Source organism: Pseudomonas sp. DG56-2 (genome assembly GCF_004803755.1).
GTDB lineage: Bacteria > Pseudomonadota > Gammaproteobacteria > Pseudomonadales > Pseudomonadaceae > Aquipseudomonas > Aquipseudomonas auratipiscis.
This window is the reverse complement of sequence record NZ_CP032311.1, coordinates 256324-277669: the sequence shown is the minus strand read 5'-3', so window position 1 is coordinate 277669 and position 21346 is coordinate 256324. Positions and strand designations below refer to the sequence as shown.

At 59.1% G+C, this 21346-nt stretch carries 21 protein-coding genes; 7 read left to right on the top strand and 14 right to left on the bottom strand.

The features are described from left to right. Positions 1-21: 21 nt before the first annotated feature. From D3Z90_RS01250 to D3Z90_RS01230, 4 genes are all read right to left on the bottom strand, one after another. Positions 22-450 (bottom strand): thioesterase family protein, encoded by a 429-nt coding sequence (locus tag D3Z90_RS01250; protein ID WP_136474049.1) that lies wholly within the window; start codon positions 448-450, stop codon positions 22-24. 161 nt (positions 451-611) lie between these two features. Beyond that, entirely contained in the window at positions 612-2153 is a 1542-nt protein-coding gene (locus D3Z90_RS01245) for a phosphoenolpyruvate carboxykinase (protein WP_136474048.1), read from the bottom strand. 179 nt (positions 2154-2332) lie between these two features. Continuing rightward, the gene (gene hslO / locus D3Z90_RS01235; protein ID WP_136474047.1) at positions 2333-3235 is read right to left on the bottom strand and encodes an Hsp33 family molecular chaperone HslO; all 903 of its coding nucleotides are present in this window, start codon (positions 3233-3235) and stop codon (positions 2333-2335) included. Positions 3236-3297: 62 nt separating this feature from the next. Further along, entirely contained in the window at positions 3298-3699 is a 402-nt protein-coding gene (locus D3Z90_RS01230; RefSeq protein WP_136474046.1) for an RNA-binding S4 domain-containing protein, read from the bottom strand. Between the two features lie 139 nt (positions 3700-3838). Here D3Z90_RS01230 and D3Z90_RS01225 point away from each other — a divergent pair, with 139 nt between their 5' ends. Together D3Z90_RS01225 and rimK are read left to right on the top strand one after the other, a co-directional pair. Continuing rightward, a complete protein-coding gene (locus D3Z90_RS01225) occupies positions 3839-4321 on the top strand; it encodes an ATP-dependent zinc protease (RefSeq protein WP_136474045.1) in 483 nt (160 codons plus the stop codon). Continuing rightward, on the top strand, positions 4318-5223 hold the full coding sequence (gene rimK / locus D3Z90_RS01220) for a 30S ribosomal protein S6--L-glutamate ligase (RefSeq protein WP_045180940.1): 906 nt from the start codon (positions 4318-4320) through the stop codon (positions 5221-5223). The genes D3Z90_RS01225 and rimK overlap by 4 nt, the downstream gene beginning before the upstream one ends. Here the strand turns inward: rimK and D3Z90_RS01215 are convergent. After that, a complete protein-coding gene (locus D3Z90_RS01215; protein ID WP_136474044.1) occupies positions 5220-6533 on the bottom strand; it encodes an ATP-binding protein in 1314 nt (437 codons plus the stop codon). The genes rimK and D3Z90_RS01215 overlap by 4 nt on opposite strands. A 127-nt stretch (positions 6534-6660) precedes the next feature. Continuing rightward, positions 6661-7401 (bottom strand): two-component system response regulator OmpR, encoded by a 741-nt coding sequence (ompR, locus tag D3Z90_RS01210; RefSeq protein WP_136474043.1) that lies wholly within the window; start codon positions 7399-7401, stop codon positions 6661-6663. Between the two features lie 240 nt (positions 7402-7641). Here ompR and D3Z90_RS01205 point away from each other — a divergent pair, with 240 nt between their 5' ends. From D3Z90_RS01205 to D3Z90_RS01190, 4 genes are all read left to right on the top strand, one after another. Then, positions 7642-9960 (top strand): Tex family protein, encoded by a 2319-nt coding sequence (locus D3Z90_RS01205; protein WP_136474042.1) that lies wholly within the window; start codon positions 7642-7644, stop codon positions 9958-9960. Beyond that, positions 9960-10343 (top strand): PaaI family thioesterase, encoded by a 384-nt coding sequence (locus D3Z90_RS01200; RefSeq protein WP_136474041.1) that lies wholly within the window; start codon positions 9960-9962, stop codon positions 10341-10343. Before D3Z90_RS01205 ends, D3Z90_RS01200 begins: the two co-directional genes overlap by 1 nt. Before the next feature lie 153 nt (positions 10344-10496). After that, complete coding sequence (gene gshA / locus D3Z90_RS01195) at positions 10497-12083, top strand: glutamate--cysteine ligase (RefSeq protein WP_136474040.1); 1587 nt, start codon at positions 10497-10499, stop codon at positions 12081-12083. 1 nt (position 12084) lies between these two features. Then, a complete protein-coding gene (locus D3Z90_RS01190; RefSeq protein WP_136474039.1) occupies positions 12085-12711 on the top strand; it encodes a TetR/AcrR family transcriptional regulator in 627 nt (208 codons plus the stop codon). 74 nt (positions 12712-12785) lie between these two features. On the opposite strand, the gene D3Z90_RS01185 is transcribed toward D3Z90_RS01190, so the two are convergent. From D3Z90_RS01185 to D3Z90_RS01150, 8 genes are all read right to left on the bottom strand, one after another. Continuing rightward, entirely contained in the window at positions 12786-13001 is a 216-nt protein-coding gene (locus tag D3Z90_RS01185) for a molybdopterin-binding protein (protein WP_010221227.1), read from the bottom strand. A gap of 18 nt (positions 13002-13019) precedes the next feature. Further along, a complete protein-coding gene (ssuB, locus tag D3Z90_RS01180; RefSeq protein ID WP_136474038.1) occupies positions 13020-13832 on the bottom strand; it encodes an aliphatic sulfonates ABC transporter ATP-binding protein in 813 nt (270 codons plus the stop codon). Next, positions 13829-14623: an aliphatic sulfonate ABC transporter permease SsuC gene (gene ssuC / locus D3Z90_RS01175; RefSeq protein WP_136474037.1), complete on the bottom strand. Its 795-nt coding sequence runs from the start codon at positions 14621-14623 to the stop codon at positions 13829-13831. Before ssuC ends, ssuB begins: the two co-directional genes overlap by 4 nt. A 10-nt stretch (positions 14624-14633) precedes the next feature. After that, positions 14634-15782: an FMNH2-dependent alkanesulfonate monooxygenase gene (ssuD, locus tag D3Z90_RS01170; protein WP_136474036.1), complete on the bottom strand. Its 1149-nt coding sequence runs from the start codon at positions 15780-15782 to the stop codon at positions 14634-14636. Positions 15783-15840: 58 nt separating this feature from the next. Continuing rightward, the gene (locus tag D3Z90_RS01165; RefSeq protein WP_136474035.1) at positions 15841-16806 is read right to left on the bottom strand and encodes a sulfonate ABC transporter substrate-binding protein; all 966 of its coding nucleotides are present in this window, start codon (positions 16804-16806) and stop codon (positions 15841-15843) included. 93 nt (positions 16807-16899) lie between these two features. Further along, positions 16900-17493, bottom strand: coding sequence for an NADPH-dependent FMN reductase (gene ssuE / locus D3Z90_RS01160; protein WP_136474034.1), 594 nt, complete (start codon positions 17491-17493; stop codon positions 16900-16902). A gap of 191 nt (positions 17494-17684) precedes the next feature. Further along, positions 17685-18323: a peroxiredoxin gene (locus tag D3Z90_RS01155; protein ID WP_136474033.1), complete on the bottom strand. Its 639-nt coding sequence runs from the start codon at positions 18321-18323 to the stop codon at positions 17685-17687. Between the two features lie 159 nt (positions 18324-18482). Next, complete coding sequence (locus D3Z90_RS01150; protein ID WP_136474032.1) at positions 18483-19820, bottom strand: OprD family porin; 1338 nt, start codon at positions 19818-19820, stop codon at positions 18483-18485. A 544-nt stretch (positions 19821-20364) separates the two neighbouring features. Here D3Z90_RS01150 and tauA point away from each other — a divergent pair. Then, entirely contained in the window at positions 20365-21342 is a 978-nt protein-coding gene (gene tauA / locus D3Z90_RS01145; RefSeq protein ID WP_136474031.1) for a taurine ABC transporter substrate-binding protein, read from the top strand. Positions 21343-21346 lie beyond the last annotated feature (4 nt).

The window sequence follows — 21346 nt, the reverse complement described above, 5'->3', positions numbered from 1 at the left end:
CCGTAGTTCAGCCGCGCACACTCAGCATTGCAAACTCAGCAAAGCCGCCTGCAGGACGTCAGGCAACGGTACCGGTCGGCCTGAGGCGCGCTCGACAAAAACCTGCACGACCTTACCCGCAGCACACGGCTGCGCATCGCCGACCCGGAACAGACCCAACTGGTATTCCACCGAGCTTCCGGCTACGCGCGCCACCCGCAGGCCCACCTCAAGCGTGTCGGGGAACGCCGGCAAGGCAAAGAAGTCCGCCGCCGAACTGACCACAAAGCCCAGTACCTCCCCTTCCTGCGGGTCCAGACCCGCCTGCTGCAGAAGAAAGGCCTGGATGGTCGTATCGAAGTAGCCGTACACCGTCGCACCCGCGATATGACCGTTGAGGTCACTGTCTTGCCAGCGGGTAAGGATGGGTTGCAGGTGCGGGTAGTCGTGGCGTTGGGGAGTATCGGACATGGCTGGCCTGAGGATGGATGCAGATAAAAGAAGCTTCCCACAATCACATCGCAAGTCCTATTGTCGCATTCAACAATAGTTCGCCGAGTGGTCTGACCACATGCAACAGAATGCAAAAAGCCGCCCCGAGGGGCGGCTTTCTGTTTAACGCTGACTTGAGCTTAGAGCTGTGGACCAGCGGCCTTGATGGCGTCGGAAACTTCAAACTTCTTGAAGTTCTCGATGAACAGGTTGGCCAGGGCCTTGGCTGCGTCATCGTAAGCGGTCTGGTCAGCCCAGGTGTTGCGTGGGTTGAGCAGAACGGTTTCAACGCCAGGAACGAGTTTTGGCACGTCCAGGTTGATGATGTCCAGGTGCTCGGTTTCAGCACCCACCAGCGCGCCGCTCTGGATCGCTGCGATCACTGCACGGGTGGTCGGAATGTTGAAACGCTTGCCGACGCCGTAGCCACCACCGGTCCAGCCAGTGTTGACCAGGTAAACCTTGGAGCCGAAGCCACGGATACGCTTGATCAGCAGTTCAGCGTACTCGCCAGCTGGACGCGGGAAGAACGGCGCGCCGAAGCAGGTGGAGAAGGTCGACTTGATACCGCTACCCGAACCCATTTCAGTCGAACCCACCAACGCGGTGTAGCCCGAGAGGAAGTGGTACGCCGCTTGCTCTTCGCTGAGAATCGAAACAGGTGGCAGTACGCCGGTCAGGTCGCAGGTCAGGAAGATAACGGCGTTCGGCTCGCCACCGAGGTTCTTCTCGGAACGCTTCTCGACGTGCTCCAGCGGATAGGCGGCACGGCTGTTCTGGGTCAGGCTGCCGTCGGCATAGTCAGCCTTCTTGGCGTCGTCCAGAACAACGTTTTCCAGGACCGCGCCATGCTTGATGGCTTTCCAGATGACCGGCTCGTTCTTCTCGGACAGGTCGATGCACTTGGCATAGCAACCGCCTTCGATGTTGAACACCACGCCTTCGCCCCAACCGTGCTCGTCGTCACCGATCAGGTAACGGCTTTCGTCAGCCGACAGGGTGGTCTTGCCAGTGCCGGACAGGCCGAAGAACAGCGTGACGTCACCCTCTTCGCCGATGTTGGCAGCGCAGTGCATTGGCAGCACGTCGGCAGCTGGCAGCAGGAAGTTCTGCACCGAGAACATGGCTTTTTTCATTTCACCGGCGTAACGCATGCCGGCGATCAGCACTTTCTTCTGTGCGAAGTTGATGATCACGCAGCCATCGGAGTTGGTGCCGTCTCGCTCTGGCACACACTCGAAGTTGGCGACATTGAGAACTTGCCACTCATCACGGCCAGCAGGGTTGTACTGCTGCGGATTGATGAACAGGCAACGGCCAAACAGATTCTGCCAGGCAGTCTGAGTGGTCATCTTGACGGCCAGGTAGTGCTCGGCTGCAGCGCCTACGTGAACGTGGGAAACGAAATGCTCTTGCGCGTTGTTGAAGGCCTCGACGCGGTCCCACAGGGCATCGAACTTGTCGGCCGGGAACTTGCGGTTGATCGGGCCCCAGGCGATGGCATCCTGCGTGGACGGCTCTTCGACGATGAAACGGTCAACCGGCGAACGACCGGTACGGTGACCGGTTTTCACGACCAGCGCGCCTGTATCGGCCAGCTCGCCTTCACCGCGGTTCAGCGCTTCTTTTACCAGCTCATCGACGCTCAGGTCGGTGTAGACGGTGTTGTGGGCTTGCGTCATGAGATTCCCCATCCGGCCTGAGGCCGAGTGCTCCAAACGTTTTGTAGTAGAGCTTTTAAAACTACTACAGCGAAAAAAGTGGCCGGATTATGCCAGAAACGCCCAAAAAAAGTAGGGCCCTCCTGTCAGAACGGCGAGTTTCCGGCGTTAGACAGGAGATTTACCTGTGGTGAAACGTTTTAGTGACGAGTATCTGACGGCGCGTCTACACCACCACCGGCGAACAATTGCTCGATATCGGCTGCATCGAATTCATAGCTCTGGTTACAGAACTGGCAATCGACCTCGATTTTGCCTCCATGTTCATTGACCAGCGCCAGCGCGTCGTGTTCGCCCAGGCTGATCAACGCATTACCGGAGCGCTCCCGCGAGCAACTGCAGCGGAAATGCAGTGGCTGGATATCGAACAGGCGCACGGCATCTTCGTGGTAAAGGCGATGCAAGACCGTCTCATTGTCCAGGCCGAGCAGTTCTTCGGCTTTCAAGGTGTTGGCCAAGGCCTTCACATGATTCCAACTTTCTTCACGGTCTTCGATGTCCTTCTGACGATCAGCAGGCAGTTGCTGAACCAGCAGACCACGGGCGCGCTGACCGTCGGCGGTCAGGGAAATGCAGGTGTTGACCTGCTGGGACATGACGAAGTAGTTGGTAAAACATTCCGACAGATCCTTGCCATCGAGTTCTACCGTCCCCTGATAGCGCTGACCGTTGACTGGAATGATGGTCAGCACCAGATGTCCGCCGGGCATCAGGTCAGCCAGCGTTGCATCAGCCTTGATCTGCTCGGCCTCATACCGGGCCAGACCACGGATTTCGTGCTCGCTGGTGCATTCGATGGCCAGCAACGGCACGGGCCCGCTCGACTGTGCCTGGAGAATCAGCAAACCGTCGAACTTCAAGGTGCCGACCAGCAGGGCCGCCGCTGCCATCAGCTCGCCAAGCAACTGCGCGACAGGCTGCGGGTAAGGGTGCTTGGCCAGTACCTCGGCGTAGCTGCGCTCCAGGCCGACCATTTCACCGCGTACATCGCGATCGTCGAAGATGAAGCGTTGGGTGTAATCGGTATCGGACAAATCGTGCATGGGTTCAGGCTTTCGAATAAATGGGTTAATGGCGCCTAGTTTATCAGTGCGCCCCGCGCCCGTTAACCGGCGCTGTCATGAAGCTGGTGGATCTGGCGCCGTTGCTTCTTGGTTGGCCGACCGTCGGTCGTTATCCCCATCGCTCCGGCCTTGCGCATGGCGGCGGCCTTCTCGCGACGGTCGATACTTTCCGGCGTTTCGGCATAGAGCGCCTGGGCCTCGGGTGCTCCCCGACGCACCACCGAAAGTGCCAGAACCACCACCGTGCGCTCATCAAAGCCGGTGCGCAAGACGAATTCGTCGCCTACGCGCGGCTCTTTGCCCGGTTTACAGCGTTCCCCACGACAATGCACCTTGCCGCTTTCGATGGCCGCCTTGGCCAGTGCGCGGGTCTTGTAGAAACGTGCGGCCCAGAGCCATTTGTCCAGACGTACTTTGTCATCGTTTTCCGGCTTTTGTGCCATGACATTTCTCCGCATATTTTCGTTAACGGAACTGTACTACCGTATCTGACGGATGCAAAAAAACTGCCGCGTGCTTACAGTTCACGACTTGTCGCGCACGCCGGTCTGGCCTTGCGATTTTTTATGCTGGTTGAGCAATTTGAAGACATTTGACCATTTGACTGTAATTGGCCTGCGCGAGTGGGTAGCCTTGCCCGACCTGGGCGTGGCCGGCTTGCGCGCCAAGATCGACACCGGCGCCAGCACCTCGAGCCTGCACGCCACAGAGGTAGAGCCTTTCGAGCGCAACGGCGAGCCGTGGGTGCGTTTCAATGCACACCTGGGTTCGATCGTGCAATTACGCCACCGCCGCTGTGAAGCACCGTTGGTGACCATGAAGACCATCAAGAGCTCCAATGGCCACGCGCAAATTCGCTACGTGATCAGGACGCCGCTGGCATTGGGCGACCGGGTCTGGGAGGTCGAATTCACCCTGGCTTGTCGCAAAGCCATGCGCTATCGCCTTTTACTCGGATCCAAAGCCCTGATTCATGGCCAGTTGGTGGTCAATCCAGGTCTCAAGTATGTTCAGGACAAGCCGGCATTTCCGGCCACTATTTCTCCTTCCACAGGTGTTGCATGAAGATCGCCGTGCTGTCGCGTAACCCGCGTCTGTATTCCACTCGTCGTCTGGTTGAAGCCGGTACTGCACGAGGCCATGAGATGGTTGTGATCGACACCCTGCGCGCCTATATGAACATCGCCAGCCACAAGCCGCAGATCCACTACCGTGGCAAGCCGCTCGAGGGCTTCGATGCCGTAATCCCGCGGATCGGCGCATCGGTGACCTTCTATGGCTGCGCAGTGTTGCGCCAGTTCGAAATGATGGGCGTGTTTCCATTGAACGAATCGGTTGCCATTGCCCGCTCGCGGGACAAGCTGCGCTCGCTGCAATTGCTGTCGCGACGCGGCATCGGCTTGCCGGTTACCGGCTTTGCCCATTCGCCAGACGACATCCCGGACCTGATCCAAATGGTCAATGGCGCCCCGCTGGTAATCAAAGTGCTCGAAGGCACCCAGGGCATAGGTGTGGTGCTGTGCGAAACCACCAAGGCTGCCGAATCGGTAATCGAGGCATTCATGGGCCTGAAGCAGAACATCATGGTTCAGGAATACATCAAGGAGGCTGGAGGCGCCGATATCCGTTGCTTCGTGGTCGGCGACAAGGTCATCGCCTCGATGAAGCGACAGGCCAAACCCGGTGAGTTCCGCTCCAATTTACATCGAGGTGGCAGTGCCAGCCTGATCAAGATCACTCCCGAAGAGCGCATGACCGCCATTCGCGCTGCCAAGGTGATGGGGCTGAGCGTTGCCGGTGTGGATATCTTGCGGTCGAATCACGGGCCACTGGTAATGGAGGTTAACTCATCACCAGGCCTGGAAGGCATCGAGGTCACCACCACCAAGGACGTGGCCGGCATGATCATCGAGCACCTGGAAAAGAACGGCGGGCCAAATCTGACCCGCACCAAAGGCAAAGGCTAGACCGCGTCACGCGGTAGCAACAGCCCCAGCGGCAGGCGCACCCTGGCTTCCAGTCCGCCGCCGGAGCGGTTGCGCAACTCGACATTGCCGCCATGCTGCGCGGCAATGCGCTTGACGATTGCCAACCCCAACCCGGTCCCCTTGCCGCTTCGGGCCCGGTCGCCGCGAATGAATGGGTTGAAAATACCTTCCAGCTCGTTCGGATCAATACCCGCACCTCGGTCCAGCACACTGAGCACCACATACGGGGCGCTGCTGTCGCCAGACACGTAGGCCGCCACCTCGACGCCCTTGCCTGCGTGATACAGGGCGTTGCCGATCAGGTTGTTCAACATGCGCTTGAGCGAAACCCTACGCAACGGAAAAGGCGGGATTGGCTCTAGACATAGGCGTACACGCTCTTCTGGCTGGTTGAACGGCGCCACCACTTCACGCACCAGGTCGCTCAGGTCGACCTCCTCCACCGGCTCGTCCCGACCGTCGCGAATAAACGCCAGAAACTGGTCGAGGATGGCGTCCATGTCTTCGATATCGCGCACCATGTCGTCGGTCAGGTCACTGTCGTTGTCCAGCATCGACAGCGACAAGCGTAAACGGGTCAAGGGCGTACGCAGGTCGTGGGAAACACCCGCCAGCATCAACTCCCGCTCCTGACCAGCCTGCTCGACGTCTTCAGCCATTTGGTTGAAGGCCCGGTAAACCTCGGTCATCTCGCTCGGGGTATCGCTGATCGGCAATCGCACACTACGCCCCTGGCCCAGTTGCCGGGCAGCAAATACCAGGCGTTTGAGCGGCTGATTGAGCTGACGGACAAAGATCCATGCCGAGGCTGTGGATAACAAGCCAATGGCCAGGAACCAACCCAGTACGCTCCAGATTTTCTGGCCACGCAGCGGATGCGGATAAAGCGGAACCTTCAACCAACCGTCGCCCAGACTTGGCGCCCTGACCCACAGGGCCGGTGGCGCATGGATGCGCAAGCGCACCTCAGTGTCGGCACCAAGCTCAGCCTGCATCTGACGTTGGTAGATTTCACTGTAGGGCCAGTGCTGCTCACCTTCCGGAACACCAGAACCCACCACCCGAATAAGCCCGGCGGCTTCGGCGATCTTGTCGCGGTCGGACTCATCGGCTGCCCAGTAGGCGCGCAGGGTCAGAGCCACCCCGTGGCTGTATTGGCGATCGACCAGCACGTCTTCGTTCATCAGCAGGTAAACCAAGGTCAGCGCCTTGGAAAACAGCACGACGATCAGCACCAACCATAAGGTGCGGGCGAAGAAGCTTTGCGGGAACCACAAGGGCGTTTTCATCGACAACGGCTACACACTTTGCAGGAACGAGCATGGCTCGCAGGCTTTGCGGATCTCGGCACACGCAAAAGCAGGGCAACCCGAAGGTCCACCCTGCTCGCTGTGACTGACTCCTACAATCGAAACATCACTTGCTGGCATTGCCATCCGGTACGAACACGTAGCCGACACCCCAGACCGTCTGGATATAACGGGGCTTGGAAGGATCAGGCTCGATCATGCGACGCAAACGGGAGATCTGCACGTCGATGGAGCGCTCCAGTGCATCCCACTCACGACCACGGGCCAGGTTCATCAACTTGTCACGGGTCAGCGGCTCGCGCGCGTGCATGACCAGGGCCTTGAGAACGGCGAACTCGCCGGTTGTGAGCATGTGCACTTCGTCGCCGCGCTTGAGTTCGCGGGTAGCCAACGACAACTCGTAGTCGCCAAAGGTGACGGTTTCGTCCTCGCTGCCTGGGGCACCGGGCACTGCCGGCGCCTGACGACGCAGTACGGCCTTGACCCGCGCCATCAACTCGTCGGGGTTGAACGGTTTGGCCAGGTAGTCGTCGGCACCCAGCTCCAGGCCCTTGATGCGGCTGAGCTCATCACCCTTGGCGGTAAGCATGATGATCGGGATCTGATTGTTTGCAGCCCGCAAGCGACGGCAAGCGGTAAGGCCGTCCTCGCCAGGCAACATCAGGTCGAGCACCACCATGTTGAAAACTTCACGGGCCAGCAAGCGGTCCATCTGTTCGGTATTCGGTACTGCACGGGCGCGATAGCCCTTACTGGTGAAGAATCGTTCCAGCAGGCTGCTCAAGCCTGGGTCATCATCGACGATGAGAATTTTTTCGCCTTCAACGGTTTGTGCAGTGCTGCTCATGGATAGCTCCTCTAATCTCGGCACGCATTATGGCTTAGCCGCCATTGGCCGTGCCGTGTGCATTGTTAGCAGATTTTTCCCCGGGCGCCAGTTCTGCCTGGTCAGGGGCTGGCTCGCTGCTATCACCGCAACCCCGGCTGGCTGGGTATAATGCGCCGCTTTCAGCCAGCGCCGCATTGATCCGAGCGCCCTTTGGCGCCCGCCCGCGGCCTTTGTATTCACAATTTGTCAGGTGGTTTTATGGACAGCATCAACAGCCGCATCGCCGAGGAACTCGGCGTACGCCCGCAACAGGTCGAAGCGGCCGTGGCCCTGCTTGATGAAGGCTCGACAGTGCCTTTCATCGCTCGCTACCGTAAAGAAGTGACCGGCAGCCTGGATGACACCCAACTCCGTCACCTGGACGAACGCCTGCGCTACCTGCGTGAGCTGGATGATCGCCGCTCCAGCATCCTTGCCAGTATCGAAGAACAGGGCAAGTTGACCCCGGAACTGGCTCGCGAAATAAAATTGGCTGACACCAAGACGCGTCTCGAAGACCTCTACCTGCCCTACAAGCAAAAGCGCCGCACCAAGGGCCAGATCGCCCTGGAAGCGGGCCTGGGCGAACTCGCCGATGGTTTGCTGAACGATCCACAACTGAGCCCGGAGGTCGAAGCTGCACGCTTCGTCGACGCCGAAAAAGGCGTGGCCGATGTGAAAGCTGCGCTCGAAGGCGCCAAGTACATTCTCATGGAGCGCTTCGCCGAAGACGCCAGCCTGCTCGACAAACTGCGCAGTTTCCTCAAGCAAGAAGCAGTGCTCAGCGCGCGACTTGTCGCTGGCAAGGAAGAGGAAGGTGCCAAGTTCCGTGACTACTTCGAACATGATGAACTGCTCAAAAGCATGCCATCGCACCGCGCCCTGGCGATTTTCCGCGGCCGCAACGAAGGCGTGCTCGCCGCTTCGCTGAAAGTCGGTGAGGAACTGCCTGGCACCCTGCACCCTTGTGAAATGATGATCGCCGAACGCTTCGGCCTGCAAAACCACAACCGCCCTGCCGACAAATGGCTGAGCGAGGTGGTGCGCTGGACCTGGAAGGTCAAGCTATACAGCCACCTTGAAACCGATCTGTTCGGTGAATTGCGCGACAACGCCGAAGGTGAAGCCATCAACGTCTTCGCTCACAACCTGCACGACTTGCTGCTGGCCGCCCCTGCAGGCCCACGCGCCACTCTGGGCCTCGACCCGGGTCTGCGCACCGGCTGCAAAGTGGCAGTGGTCGATGCCACCGGCAAGCTGCTCGACACTGCCACGGTTTACCCGCATGTGCCGAAAAACCAGTGGGACCAGACCATCGCCGTGCTCGCCGCCCTGTGCGCCAAACACTCGGTCGAGCTGATCGCGATCGGCAACGGCACCGCAAGCCGTGAAACCGACAAACTGGCTGCCGAGCTGATCAAAAAATACCCAGCGCTGAAGATGACCAAGGTCATGGTCTCTGAAGCCGGTGCTTCGGTGTATTCCGCTTCGGAACTGGCAGCCCGCGAATTCCCCGACCTGGATGTATCGATCCGTGGCGCCGTGTCCATTGCCCGCCGCCTGCAGGACCCGCTGGCTGAGCTGGTGAAAATCGATCCGAAATCCATTGGTGTCGGCCAATACCAGCACGACGTTTCGCAACTCAAGCTGGCCCGTGGCCTGGACGCGGTGGTCGAGGACTGTGTGAACGCCGTAGGGGTCGACGTCAACACCGCCTCGGTAGCCTTGCTCGCACGTATCTCCGGCCTCAACAGCACACTGGCGCAAAATATCGTTAACCATCGTGATGCCAATGGCGCGTTCAAAACCCGTACAGCGTTGAAAAAAGTCAGTCGCTTGGGCGAAAAAACCTTCGAGCAGGCTGCCGGCTTCCTACGCGTAATGAACGGTGACAACCCGCTGGACGCTTCCGCGGTCCACCCCGAAGCCTATCCGCTGGTACAGCGCATCGCGGCTGAAACCGATCGTGACATTCGTTCCCTGATTGGCGACAGCGGCTTTCTCAAGCGCCTGGACCCGAAAAAGTTCACGGACGAAACCTTTGGCCTGCCGACCGTCACTGACATTCTTCAGGAGCTGGACAAACCGGGCCGCGACCCACGTCCCGAGTTCAAGACGGCTGAATTCCAGGAAGGCGTCGAGGACCTCAAGGACCTGCAACTGGGCATGATTCTCGAAGGCGTGGTGACCAACGTGACCAACTTCGGTGCCTTCGTCGATATCGGCGTCCACCAGGACGGCCTGGTGCACATCTCGGCGCTCTCCGAGAAGTTCATCAAGGACCCACGCGAAGCGGTCAAGGCCGGTGACGTGGTCAAGGTCAAGGTCATGGAAATCGATATTCCGCGTAAACGCGTCGGCCTGTCGATGCGCATGAGCGACACTCCAGGCGAGAAAATCGATGGCGCCCGTGGCAGTCGTCCAGGCTCAGCCCCGCGCCAGCAAAGCGCTCCAGCTCGCGCCAAGGAGACCCCGGCACCTGCCAACAACGCCATGGCGGCATTGTTCGCCAACGCCAAACAGCTGAAGAAGAAGTGATGCCGGCCCCACAAGAGGTTGTCCTCAGTGCCTTCAGCCAATTGCTCGGCTGCCGCCTGCAACATCTGGAGGCAGGCGTTGCGCACATGACCCTGGCCCTGGCGCCGGAGTTGCGCAACCGCGGTGGCAAGCTGCATGGCGGTGCGATCTTCAGTCTGGTCGATACTGCCATGGGCCTGGCTTGTTCCAGCGCTCATGGTTTCGACCAGCAGAGCGTGACCCTGGAATGCAAGATCAACTACCTGCGCGCGGTTGGCGAGGGTGAAGTGCTGTGCATCGCCCGGGTGCTGCACGCCGGGCGACGCACGCTGGTGGTCGACGCTGATGTGCTTCAGGGCGACAAGCTGGTGGCAAAAGCGCAAGGAACGTTCGTCGTCCTCTAGCTTCAAACGGCAAAATTGGGATACTTTCGGCAGAGCGCAGGCACTGCCGAAAGCCGGCCGAAACCAGGCGACAACGCCAGTTCCTCTGTCCACCCTTGTAGACCGTCATTTCCACCCCCATATTGGGGCGACTGATGCGTGAAGGAATCCATCTTGAGCGAACTTCTCAACCGCCGCCTGAGCTTGCTCGGCCAAGGCGACAACCTCTCCCTGCTCAAGCAGTGCCTGCACGGCATCGAGCGCGAATGCTTGCGTGTGACCGACGACGGTCGTCTGGCACAAACCCCGCATCCCGAAGCTCTCGGCGCGGCGTTGACCCACGAGCAGATCACCACGGACTACTCGGAATCGCTGCTGGAGTTCATTACTCCAGCCCTGGCCGACCCTGCGCAGACCCTGGAAAGCCTGGAGAACATCCACCGATTCGCCTACACCAAGCTGGGTAGCGAATACCTGTGGAGCCCGTCGATGCCGTGTCCACTACCAGCCGAGGAAGATATTCCAATCGCCTGGTACGGTGAGTCGAATATTGGCCAGCTCAAGTATGTGTACCGCAAGGGCCTGGCCCTGCGTTACGGCCGCACCATGCAGTGCATTGCCGGGATTCACTACAATTTCTCGCTGCCAGAAAGTCTCTGGCCGCTGCTGCGCGCCGCTGAAGGCAGCAGCCTGGATGACCGTGAGTATCAGTCGGCAGCCTACATTGCCCTGATCCGCAACTTCCGCCGCTACAGCTGGTTGCTGATGTATCTGTTCGGCGCCTCGCCGGCCCTGGACGCGGGTTTCCTGCGTGGTCGGGCTCATTCACTCGAACAGTTCGACGTCGATACCCTTTATCTGCCTTACGCCACCAGTCTGCGCATGAGCGACCTGGGCTACCAGAGCAATGCCCAGGCAGGCCTGACGCCTTGCTACAACGATCTGAGCAGCTATACCGACAGCCTGCGCAAGGCCGTTGCCACGCCGTATGCGCCCTATGTAGAAATCGGTACGCACAAGGATGGCGAGTGGGTGCAGCTCAACACCAATATCTTGCAGATCGAAAACGAGTACTACTCCAATATTCGTCCCAAGCGCGTGACCTACAGTGGTGAGCGGCCGATCCAGGCCCTGATGGCCCGTGGCATTCAGTACGTCGAAGTGCGTTGCCTGGACATCAACCCGTTCCTGCCGACCGGTATCGATCTACCGGAATCGCGTTTTCTCGATGCATTCCTGCTGTTCTGCGCGCTGGATGACAGCCCACTGCTGGGCAATCAGGAATGTGGCAACTGCACGTCGAACTTCCTCAGCGTAGTCAAGGAAGGTCGTCGACCGGGACTCATGTTGCAGCATCACGGCAAGCCTGTGGAGCTGAAGGTGTGGGCAAACGAGCTGCTCGAGCGTATTGCGCCGCTGGCCGCGTTGCTTGACCGCAGCCTGAACAGTGACGAGCACAGCAAATCCCTGAACCTGCAAAAAGACAAAGTCAGCGATCCATCCCTGACCCCGTCGGCCCAGGTCCTGGCAAGCATGACCGAGCACAAGGAAAGCTTCAGCCGCTTCTCTCTACGCCAGAGCCAGGCGCACGCCGAATTCTTCCGCGCCAAGGCCCTGCCAGCCGACGAACAGCAGCGTTTCGAGACTGCCGCTCGCGAGTCCCTGGAAGCGCAAGCAATGCTCGAGCACGAAGAGGACAAGGCCGATTTCGACCTGTTCGTCAGTGCTTATCAGGCCAGCATCCTGGCGATCAGCAACTGATATGAGCCGTACCGTCAGCACCCGCAAACCCCGCGCTGGCAGCCAGGCGCGGATCGACGCGATCCTTGCAGCGGCGCGCACCCTGCTGGCCAGCGAAGGTGTGGCAGGGCTATCGATCTACAGTGTCGCCGAGCGCGCGCAAATCCCGCCGTCCTCGGTGTATCACTTTTTCGCCAGCGTTCCGGCATTGCTCGAAGCCCTGACTGCCGATGTTCATGCAGCCTTTCGAGCGTGCCTGGCGCAACCGATAGACACCTCTGCGCTCACTACCTGGCACGATCTGTCGCGCCTGGTCGAGCTGCGCATGTTAAGTATCTACAACGAGGATGCCGCCGCCCGGCAGTTGATCCTTGCCCAGCATGGTTTGAGCGAAGTAACCCAGGCTGACCGCCAGCACGACATCGAGCTGGGCGACTTGATGCACAAGCTATTCGCCGAGCACTTCCAGTTACCCGTGCTGCCCAATGATGTCGATGTGTTTGCCCTGGCCATGGAACTGGGCGACCGGGTCTATGCCCGTTCAGTACAGTTGCATGGGCAAATCACCCCGCGCATGGCGGAGGAAGGCATGCGCGTGTTCGATGCGTATCTGGGACTGTATTTACCGCCTTTTTTGCCTAAACGCTGAAGCCGCTTTCGCGAGACAAGCCCACTCCCACAAGGCCGCCTGGGCCTGTGAAAAAGGGCTCGTCCAGCAACGGATCAGAGTTTGGCAATCGACACTTCAGTGGACTTCACGAAGGCAATTACCTCACTGCCGATGGTCAGTTCCAGCTCACGTACCGAGCGGGTGGTGATCACTGAGGTGACGATGCCTGAAGCCGTCTGCACGTCGATTTCCGACAGTACCGGGCCTTCGAGGATTTCCTTCACGGTGCCTTTGAACTGGTTACGTACGTTGATCGCTTTAATGGTCATGAGTGTGCTTCCTTGAGGTCAATGAGCCCAACGCAGTTGCGTTGGCAAAGGTGCTACGGGTTCCGGTTCCGGTGGTGCAGCAGGCACCGAGAGAACGCGGTTGAGAACTTCGGTTTCCAGCGCCGCCAATCGATGCGAGCCCCGCACACGAGGGCGCGGTAGATCGACGGTCAGGTCCAGCCCCACTTCGCCGTCCTCGATAAGAATCACCCGGTCTGCCACGGCAACTGCTTCGCTGACGTCATGGGTCACCAGCAATACGGTGAAGCCGTGCTCGCGCCAGAGCCGTTCAATCAGTTGCTGCATCTCGATCCGAGTCAGAGCATCCAGTGCGCCCAACGGCTCATCGAGTAACAACAAACGCGGCTGGTGGATCAATGCGCGCGCCAGGGCCACACGCTGCTTCTGCCCGCCTGAAAGTGCTGCTGGCCACTCGTTGGCGCGCTCGCCAAGGCCCACCGCCTCCAGAGCGTGCAGCGCCTGGGCGCGCCAGCTGCCCGACAAGCCCAGGCCAACGTTGTCGATAACTTTCTTCCAGGGCAGCAGGCGCGCTTCCTGGAACATCAGCCGGGTATCCTCGCGCGCCTCGCTCAACGGTGCCGAGCCTGCCAGAAGCTCACCACCGCTGGGTTGATCGAGCCCGGCGAGCAAACGCAGCAAGGTGCTTTTGCCACACCCGCTACGGCCGACAATGGCCACGAACTGGCCGGCCGGGATATGCAGATCGATGTCACGCAGCACCTGGCGCTGGCCAAAGGTTTTCTGCAGGTTGTTCGCCGCCAACGGTATACCGCGCAGCAGTCGTGCCGGTGCTTCCTTGAGGATGGTCATGCGCCCTCTCCCCGAGTGGGTTGATAAGCCGGATGCCAGCGCAGCCATACCCGCTCAAGGCCGCGTGCAGCCAGGTCAGCAAGTTTGCCGAGCACGGCATACAGAACAATCGCCAGCACCACCACATCGGTCTGCAGAAACTCACGGGCATTCATTGCCAGGTAGCCGATGCCGGCATTGGCAGAAATGGTTTCAGCGACGATCAGCGTCAGCCACATAAAACCCAATGCGAAGCGCACGCCGACCAGAATCGAAGGCAAGGCACCGGGCAGGATGACCTGGCGAAACAACTCGAAGCCGGACAAACCATAGCTGCGAGCCATCTCCACCAATGCCGGGTCGACATTGCGAATGCCGTGGTAGGTATTGAGATAAATCGGGAACAGCGTGCCCAGGGCGACCAGGAAAATCTTCGCCGACTCATCGATGCCGAACCACAGGATCACCAGCGGAATCAGGGCAAGATGCGGCACGTTGCGGATCATCTGTACCGAACTGTCGAGCAAGCGCTCGCCCCACTTCGACAAGCCGGTGATAAAGCCCAGCACCAGGCCGATCGCACCACCGATCAAAAAGCCCAGCGCGGCGCGCCAGCCACTGATCGCCAGGTGGGTCCAGATTTCGCCGCTGCGCACCAATTCGACACCGGCACTGAACACCGCAGTCGGTGCCGGCAGGATGCGCGTAGACAGCCAACCGGCGCTGACTGCCAACTGCCAGACCGCCAACAGCAGCAGCGGCAGCGCCCAAGGCGCCAGACGCTGTGACCAGGGTGTGGATACACGACTCATGACCAGACCCTCAGCGCTGTGCCGTGGATTTGGGCAAAATGTCGTTGGCGACCATTTCACCGAACGGACTCACATAGCCGCCACTTTTCGGCAGCTCGGGACGCTCCACGTCCAGGTGCGGGAACAGCAACTCGGCCACACGATAGGATTCCTCCAGATGTGGATAACCCGAGAAGATAAAGGTGTCGATGCCCAACGCGGCGTATTCCTTGACCCGTTCGGCCACGGTCGGCCCATCGCCAACCAGCGCAGTGCCGGCACCACCACGTACCAGGCCTACTCCAGCCCACAGGTTGGGGCTGACTTCCAGATTGTCACGGCTGCCGCCATGCAGCGCCGCCATGCGTTGCTGCCCCACCGAGTCGAAGCGTGAGAGCGAGGCCTGGGCACGGGCAATGGTGTCATCGTCCAGGTGCGAGATAAGACGCTCGGCGGCCTGCCAGGCTTCGGCGTTGGTTTCGCGCACGATCACATGCAAGCGAATGCCGAAGCGCACGGTGCGACCTTGCTGGGCGGCCTTGGCGCGAACCTGCTCGATCTTCTCGGCCACGGCCGCTGGCGGCTCACCCCAGGTCAGGTAAAGCTCGACCTGCTCGGCAGCCAAGTCCTGGGCCGCTTCCGAGGAGCCGCCAAAGTACAGCGGCGGACGCGGCTGCTGGATCGGCGGGTAGAGCAACTTGGCGCCTTTGACCTGAATGTGCTGACCGTCGTAGTCGACCGTCTCGCCTTCCAGCACCCGCCGCCAGATACGGGTGAACTCTACCGACGCCTGGTAGCGCTCTTCATGACTGAGGAACAAACCATCACCGGAAAGCTCTTCCGGGTCACCCCCGGTCACCAGGTTGAACAGTGCACGGCCACCGGAAAGTCTATCCAGCGTCGCGGCCTGACGTGCAGCCACCGTCGGCGAAATGATGCCCGGGCGCAGGGCCACGAGAAATTTCAGACGTTGGGTAACCGGAATCAGCGAGGCGGCTACCAGCCAGGAATCTTCGCAGGAACGACCGGTCGGGATCAGCACCCCACCAAAGCCCAGGCGGTCGGCCGCTTGGGCGATCTGTTGCAAGTAACCGTGATCGACTGCACGTGCACCTTCGGAAGTGCCCAGGTAGTGACCGTCGCCGTGAGTGGGAAGAAACCAGAAAACATTGAGGCTCATTGGAGTTGTCTCCTAAGGGGTACGCAAGCCGGGAGCAGCTCCCGGCACGGGCGAATCGTCAAGGCGCGCTGGCGACCTTGGCCGGGGGTGTCCAGATCACATCCTTGATGCTCAGCGGCTTGGGGATCAGCTTGAGCGTGTGGAAGGTGTCGGCGATTTTCTGCTGGGCGCTGACCACATCCGGGGTCAGGAAGTGAGCGCCATAACCCTGGCGTTTTACCGAGGTCAGAGTGATGTCGGCTGGCAGTCCCAGCAGCGGTGCAACCTGGTTGGTCACTTCCTGCGGATTGGCCTTGGACCACTCGCCCACCGCACGCACTTCTTCGACCAGGGCGTTGATCACCTCGGGATGCTGCTGCGCGTAGGGCTTGGTGGCCAGATAGAACTGGTGGTTGTCGACGATGCCTTTACCATCGCGCAGCGTGCGTGCCTGCAGCTGCTGCTCGGCGGCGGCCTGGTAAGGATCCCAGATGACCCAGGCATCGACGCTGCCGCGCTCGAACGCAGCGCGGGCATCGGCAGGCGGTAGAAATACCGGCTGGATATCGGTGTACTTGAGGCCGGCATCTTCCAGGGCACGTACCAGCAGGTAGTGAACGTTCGAGCCTTTGTTCAGTGCGACTTTCTTGCCCTTGAGGTCTTTCACCGCCTGAATCGACGAGCCCTTGGGCACCAGAATCGCTTCGCTGTGTGGAGCCGGCGGCTCGTAAGCCACATACAGCAAGTCAGCCCCGGCAGCCTGGGCAAACACCGGAGGGGTTTCGCCGGTAACGCCGAAATCGATGGAGCCGACGTTCAGGCCTTCCAGTAGTTGCGGGCCGCCAGGAAACTCGGTCCATTGAACCTGGATACCCTGGGCTGCCAGGCGCTTCTCCAGCGAGCCCTTGGCCTTGAGCAACACCAGGGTGCCGTATTTCTGATAACCGATGCGCAGGCTTTGTGCCTGAGCTTGAGTAATGGCGCCGAAGGACACAGCCGCAGCAAACAGAGCGACCAGACCACGACGCAAAATGACAGTGCGCATAGCGCTCTCCTTTTGCTGTTGGGTTTTGGCTGCACCTGCTTGCCCGTTGGCGGGCGAGTAAGGTGGGACTTGCGAGAAAGCGGTTACAGCGGCTCAGATGCTCCAGCGAGCACTGAGCAGACGCTCATTCAGTACACCGGGTGCGACCGGTTTCGGCCTGCGTGCCAGGGCACTGTGAAACAGTTCAAGCGATTCGTTCAGGCGTTGCTCCAATACCGGCGCCAATTGCGCTGCGTTATTGCCTTCGCCGTAGGTGATCTGGCTGTCGTCGGCGAAAATCCCTTGCAGGGTTTCCTGCGCCTTGAGCGCAGACAGCACCGGCTTGAGGGCGTAATCCACAGCCAGCATGTGGGCGATGCTGCCACCGGTTGCGATGGGCAATACCACCTTGTGGTTCAGGGCACGCTCAGGTAGCAGATCCAACAAGGTTTTCAGCGCACCGGCAAACGAGGCTTTGTACACCGGGGTCGCGACCACCAGGCCGTCGGCTTGTTCTACCAACGCCAGGAAGTGCTGCACCCTGGGGCTATCGAATCGCGCATGCAGCAGGTCCTCGGCCGGAAAGTCGCGGACCTGGAATGTCACCACCTCTACGCCCTGGCCTTGCAACCACTGCCGGCTGCGCTCAAGCAGCACGCCGGAACGTGAACGCAGACTGGGACTACCACCGAGAGAAACAACCAGCATTGGAGCGCATCCTTGATCGTGTTCTGAAAGGCCGCGAGGTCGAGTTCTCGCTGGAATGGATTGACCTTAACAGCTCGACACATATACCAATAAATCATATTTATTCATTTGTTTATTCTTTTATGATCTATTAATTTTGACCCTAAAAAAGGGCCGTCGAAACGGCCCAAAATCCCTGCATGGTTGAGTGATCAGCGATTGGGCTGTGGGGTCAGGCGCAGGTACGGCTTGACCGCTCTGTAGCCCTTGGGAAAGCGTTGCTTGATTTCATCTTCATCCTTGAGTGAGGGCACGATCACTACTTCATCACCGTCCTGCCAGTTGGCTGGCGTGGCCACCTTGTGGTTGTCGGTGAGCTGCAAGGAGTCGATCACCCGCAGGATCTCGTGGAAGTTACGCCCGGTACTGGCGGGGTAGGTAATGGTCAGGCGGATCTTCTTGTTCGGGTCGATCACGAACAAGGAGCGCACCGTGAGGGTATCGCTGGCATTGGGATGAATCAGATCGTACAGGTCAGACACTTTGCGATCGGCATCGGCCAGGATCGGGAAGTTGACGGTGGTGTTCTGGGTTTCGTTGATGTCTTCAATCCAGCGGTGATGGGAATCCACCGGGTCGACCGACAGGGCAATGGCCTTCACGCCACGCTCGGCGAACTGCTCCTTGAGCTTGGCAGTGAAGCCCAGTTCGGTGGTGCAGACCGGAGTGAAGTCGGCTGGGTGCGAAAACAGCACACCCCAGCTGCTACCCAGCCACTCGTGGAAGCGGATCTTGCCGGCGCTGGATTCCTGTTCGAAGTCGGGGGCGATATCGCCGAGTCTGAGGCTCATGGTGCGGCTCCTTGGCTGGGTTCGTTATGGGCTCACTGTGCCTGCTATGACATAAAAACAAAAAGAATAAATATCGATTTATTTATAACTTTTAAACCTATCAATGAGCAGACAAAAAAAAGCCTCGCATGGAGCGAGGCTTCTCTTTTTCAACTGGGCTTACATGAAGCTGTAAGTGTAGTTGAAGATCAGACGGGTCTGGTCTTGGTCGTCACTAGCTTCGGAACCACCGCCGCGGTAAACACCATGGCGCAGGCTGACGCCCAGGCCTTTAAGGGTGCCTTCCTGAAGGACGTAGTCGATACGCGCATCGCGCTCCCATTCGTGATAGCTGCTGCCATTATTGGCACTCTTGATGTCATCGCCACGCAGGTAAGAAACCGAAGTTTTCAGACCTGGTACACCCAGGCGTGCGAAGTCATAGGAGTACTGACCAAAGGTGGTGTTCTCACCCGCTTTGGCGAACTGGTTGATCATACTGTCGGTGAACAGGTAGAAGCTGGCGCCGCCGTTACCTTCGCCATGCGTGCTACTAGTGCCGTCTTTAGTCACGCCACCTTGGTTCGCCCAGACAAAACCACCATCATCACCAATCTGCTGGTGTCCCAACAGGAAGGCATGGCCACCAAGGGTATAGGTGAACATCGCGCTCCAGGTCTTGTTATCGACCTCGCCTGCGTTCTTCGCATAACCCTTGTTGTTGTCGAAGGCATACCCGGTCTGCCCGTTCTTGCCATCGCTGCTGCTGTCGAAGTAGCGCAGGTCAGTCTTGAACGATTGGTCGTCGGCGATCGGATAGACGTGAACCAAGCCTAGGAAGTGCTGCTTGTAGAAGTCTTCCAGGTTTGAGTAGTAGTACTGCAAGGTCAGGTCTTTAGTGACTTTCCAGTCGCCACCGGCGAACTGAAACTTATTGCTGTCCTGCGTTGCGCCCGAGACGGACAGGCCAGTACGGTTGCTCGACGCACGGCCCATGGCATGAGTCAGCTGCCCGGCGTTGAGGGTCAGGTTGTCGATTTCCTTCGACTGGATAGTGCCACCTTCAAATGTCTGAGGGAGCAGACGACCATCGTTCGATACGAGAATCGGGAGGTTAGGAGCCAAGGCGCTACCGAAATGCGCTTCAGTTTTCGAGAAACGAGCCTTAGCGTTGGCACCAAAGCGTGCCCATTGACTAACCGCCGACCCATCGGTGTCGCTTGGGAAGAATGTGCTGCTATTTGGGTGATGACCTTTACCACCATCCAAATGGATTCCCCACAGGGCTTGCGCATCAACGCCGAAACCTACAGTTCCCTCAGTGAAGCCCGAGATGTAGTCAACTTTGAAGCCCTGACCGGATTCGCGGTTGTCGTTGCCACCGTCACGGTTGTCGCCATCGAAATACATGGTCCGCGAACTCAGCGAAAGCTTGCTGTCTTCAACGAAACCGGCAGCACCCGCGTGCTGGGCCAGAACCCCAACGGCCACGGCAAGTGCCAATGTGGACTTGTACATGTTTTGCTCCTCTCATTTCTAATTCTTGTGTGTCGCTTACGGCAGGATCTTTTGCCCTGCTCGACGTCGATAGGCGATTAGCACCAAAGGATGACCGTCAAGTCAATCGTAACTATTCATTTCACTACTTTGGTCTAATGCGCCCAACCTGGGGGGCAAGGATAAAGACAATTCTATAAATCTAAAAAGACTTATTTCTTAATTTTTCAGATTAATACGGAATATAAAGCGTATTTTTCCTTCTGCTCCCCTGGTCAGGGGGCAAATTCCAGATAGCTATTTAATCGGGAGGTTTTAGATCGCTTGGCTCTGACGTATCGCGCCTTGCCTCTTCTCTCGGGAATGGGCCCATCTTTGTCGTTTTCGGCTTCCCTCAGCCTTGACCCCCGTCAGGTTTAGAAGACCGATGCCCATTGCGCAAGTCGATGGGCATAAAGCGATTGGCTCCTAAGCTAATGCTAAAAAGTTATTTATTTTTAGTTTCTTAGATCATTTAGTCTTTCGACCACTTTCTCCCAACTGATCGTCTGACCAGGAGTTCTCCATGACCCTCCATGCTCCGCTGCGCCTGTTCGCCGCCCTGACTCTGGCCGGCACCAGTTGGTTCGCCCAGGCGGCCGACCTTACCGTTGCCTACCAAACCACCGTGGATCCGGCGAAAGTTGCCCAGGTGAACGGCGACTACGAAAAAGCCAGCAAGGCCAGCATCGACTGGCGCAAATTCGATAGCGGTGCCGATGTGATTACCGCCGTGGCCTCCGGTGGCGTGCAGATCGGCTACCTCGGCTCCAGCCCCCTGGCCGCCGCCGCGACCCGCAAGCTGCCGGTGGAAACCTTTCTGATTGCGACCCAGATCGGCGCCGCCGAAGCACTGGTAGCCCGCGATGGCGCCGACATCAATTCTCCGCAGGATTTGATCGGCAAGAAGATCGCCGTGCCTTTTGTTTCCACCGGGCATTACAGCCTGTTGGCCGCGCTCAAACAGTGGAACATCGACCCGGCCAAGGTGCAGATCCTCAACCTGGCACCTCCGGCGATCATCGCCGCCTGGAAACGCGGTGATATAGATGCCACCTACGTCTGGGACCCAGCGCTGGGCGTGGCCAAGGAAAACGGCAAGGTGCTGATCACCTCCGGCGAACTGGCCGAAAAAGGTGTGCCGACCTTCGATGCCTGGATCGTGCGCAAAGACTTTGCTGCCAAACACCCTGAAATCGTCAAGGCCTTCGCCAAAGTCACTCTGGATGCCTACGCCGACTATCGCAAAGACCCACAAGCCTGGCTCGCCAAGCAAAGCAACATCGACAAGTTGGTGAAGCTCTCCGGGGCCAAGGCCGCGGATATCCCAGCCTTGCTGCAAGGCAACGTATTTCCGCTGGCGGCCGACCAGATCGCAGCTCTGGGTGCGCCGACTACCCAAGCCATCACCGACACTGCCACTTTCCTCAAGGAGCAAGGCAAAGTCGAAGCGGTACTGCCGGACTACGCGCCGTATGTCAGCGCCAAGTTCATCGCCAACTGATCGG

Coding starts and splice junctions, on each gene's coding strand:
- ssuC (WP_136474037.1), bottom strand. CDS start 14,623: ATGAGTCGTGTATCCACACCCTGGTCACAGCGTCTGGCGCCTTGGGCG.
- hslO (WP_136474047.1), bottom strand. CDS start 3,235: ATGCACGATTTGTCCGATACCGATTACACCCAACGCTTCATCTTCGAC.
- D3Z90_RS01190 (WP_136474039.1), top strand. CDS start 12,085: ATGAGCCGTACCGTCAGCACCCGCAAACCCCGCGCTGGCAGCCAGGCG.
- D3Z90_RS01185 (WP_010221227.1), bottom strand. CDS start 13,001: ATGACCATTAAAGCGATCAACGTACGTAACCAGTTCAAAGGCACCGTG.
- D3Z90_RS01165 (WP_136474035.1), bottom strand. CDS start 16,806: ATGCGCACTGTCATTTTGCGTCGTGGTCTGGTCGCTCTGTTTGCTGCG.
- D3Z90_RS01155 (WP_136474033.1), bottom strand. CDS start 18,323: ATGAGCCTCAGACTCGGCGATATCGCCCCCGACTTCGAACAGGAATCC.
- D3Z90_RS01205 (WP_136474042.1), top strand. CDS start 7,642: ATGGACAGCATCAACAGCCGCATCGCCGAGGAACTCGGCGTACGCCCG.
- ssuE (WP_136474034.1), bottom strand. CDS start 17,493: ATGCTGGTTGTTTCTCTCGGTGGTAGTCCCAGTCTGCGTTCACGTTCC.
- ssuB (WP_136474038.1), bottom strand. CDS start 13,832: ATGACCATCCTCAAGGAAGCACCGGCACGACTGCTGCGCGGTATACCG.
- D3Z90_RS01215 (WP_136474044.1), bottom strand. CDS start 6,533: ATGAAAACGCCCTTGTGGTTCCCGCAAAGCTTCTTCGCCCGCACCTTA.
- ssuD (WP_136474036.1), bottom strand. CDS start 15,782: ATGAGCCTCAATGTTTTCTGGTTTCTTCCCACTCACGGCGACGGTCAC.
- D3Z90_RS01150 (WP_136474032.1), bottom strand. CDS start 19,820: ATGTACAAGTCCACATTGGCACTTGCCGTGGCCGTTGGGGTTCTGGCC.
- D3Z90_RS01230 (WP_136474046.1), bottom strand. CDS start 3,699: ATGGCACAAAAGCCGGAAAACGATGACAAAGTACGTCTGGACAAATGG.
- ompR (WP_136474043.1), bottom strand. CDS start 7,401: ATGAGCAGCACTGCACAAACCGTTGAAGGCGAAAAAATTCTCATCGTC.
- D3Z90_RS01200 (WP_136474041.1), top strand. CDS start 9,960: ATGCCGGCCCCACAAGAGGTTGTCCTCAGTGCCTTCAGCCAATTGCTC.
- D3Z90_RS01245 (WP_136474048.1), bottom strand. CDS start 2,153: ATGACGCAAGCCCACAACACCGTCTACACCGACCTGAGCGTCGATGAG.
- rimK (WP_045180940.1), top strand. CDS start 4,318: ATGAAGATCGCCGTGCTGTCGCGTAACCCGCGTCTGTATTCCACTCGT.
- tauA (WP_136474031.1), top strand. CDS start 20,365: ATGACCCTCCATGCTCCGCTGCGCCTGTTCGCCGCCCTGACTCTGGCC.
- D3Z90_RS01250 (WP_136474049.1), bottom strand. CDS start 450: ATGTCCGATACTCCCCAACGCCACGACTACCCGCACCTGCAACCCATC.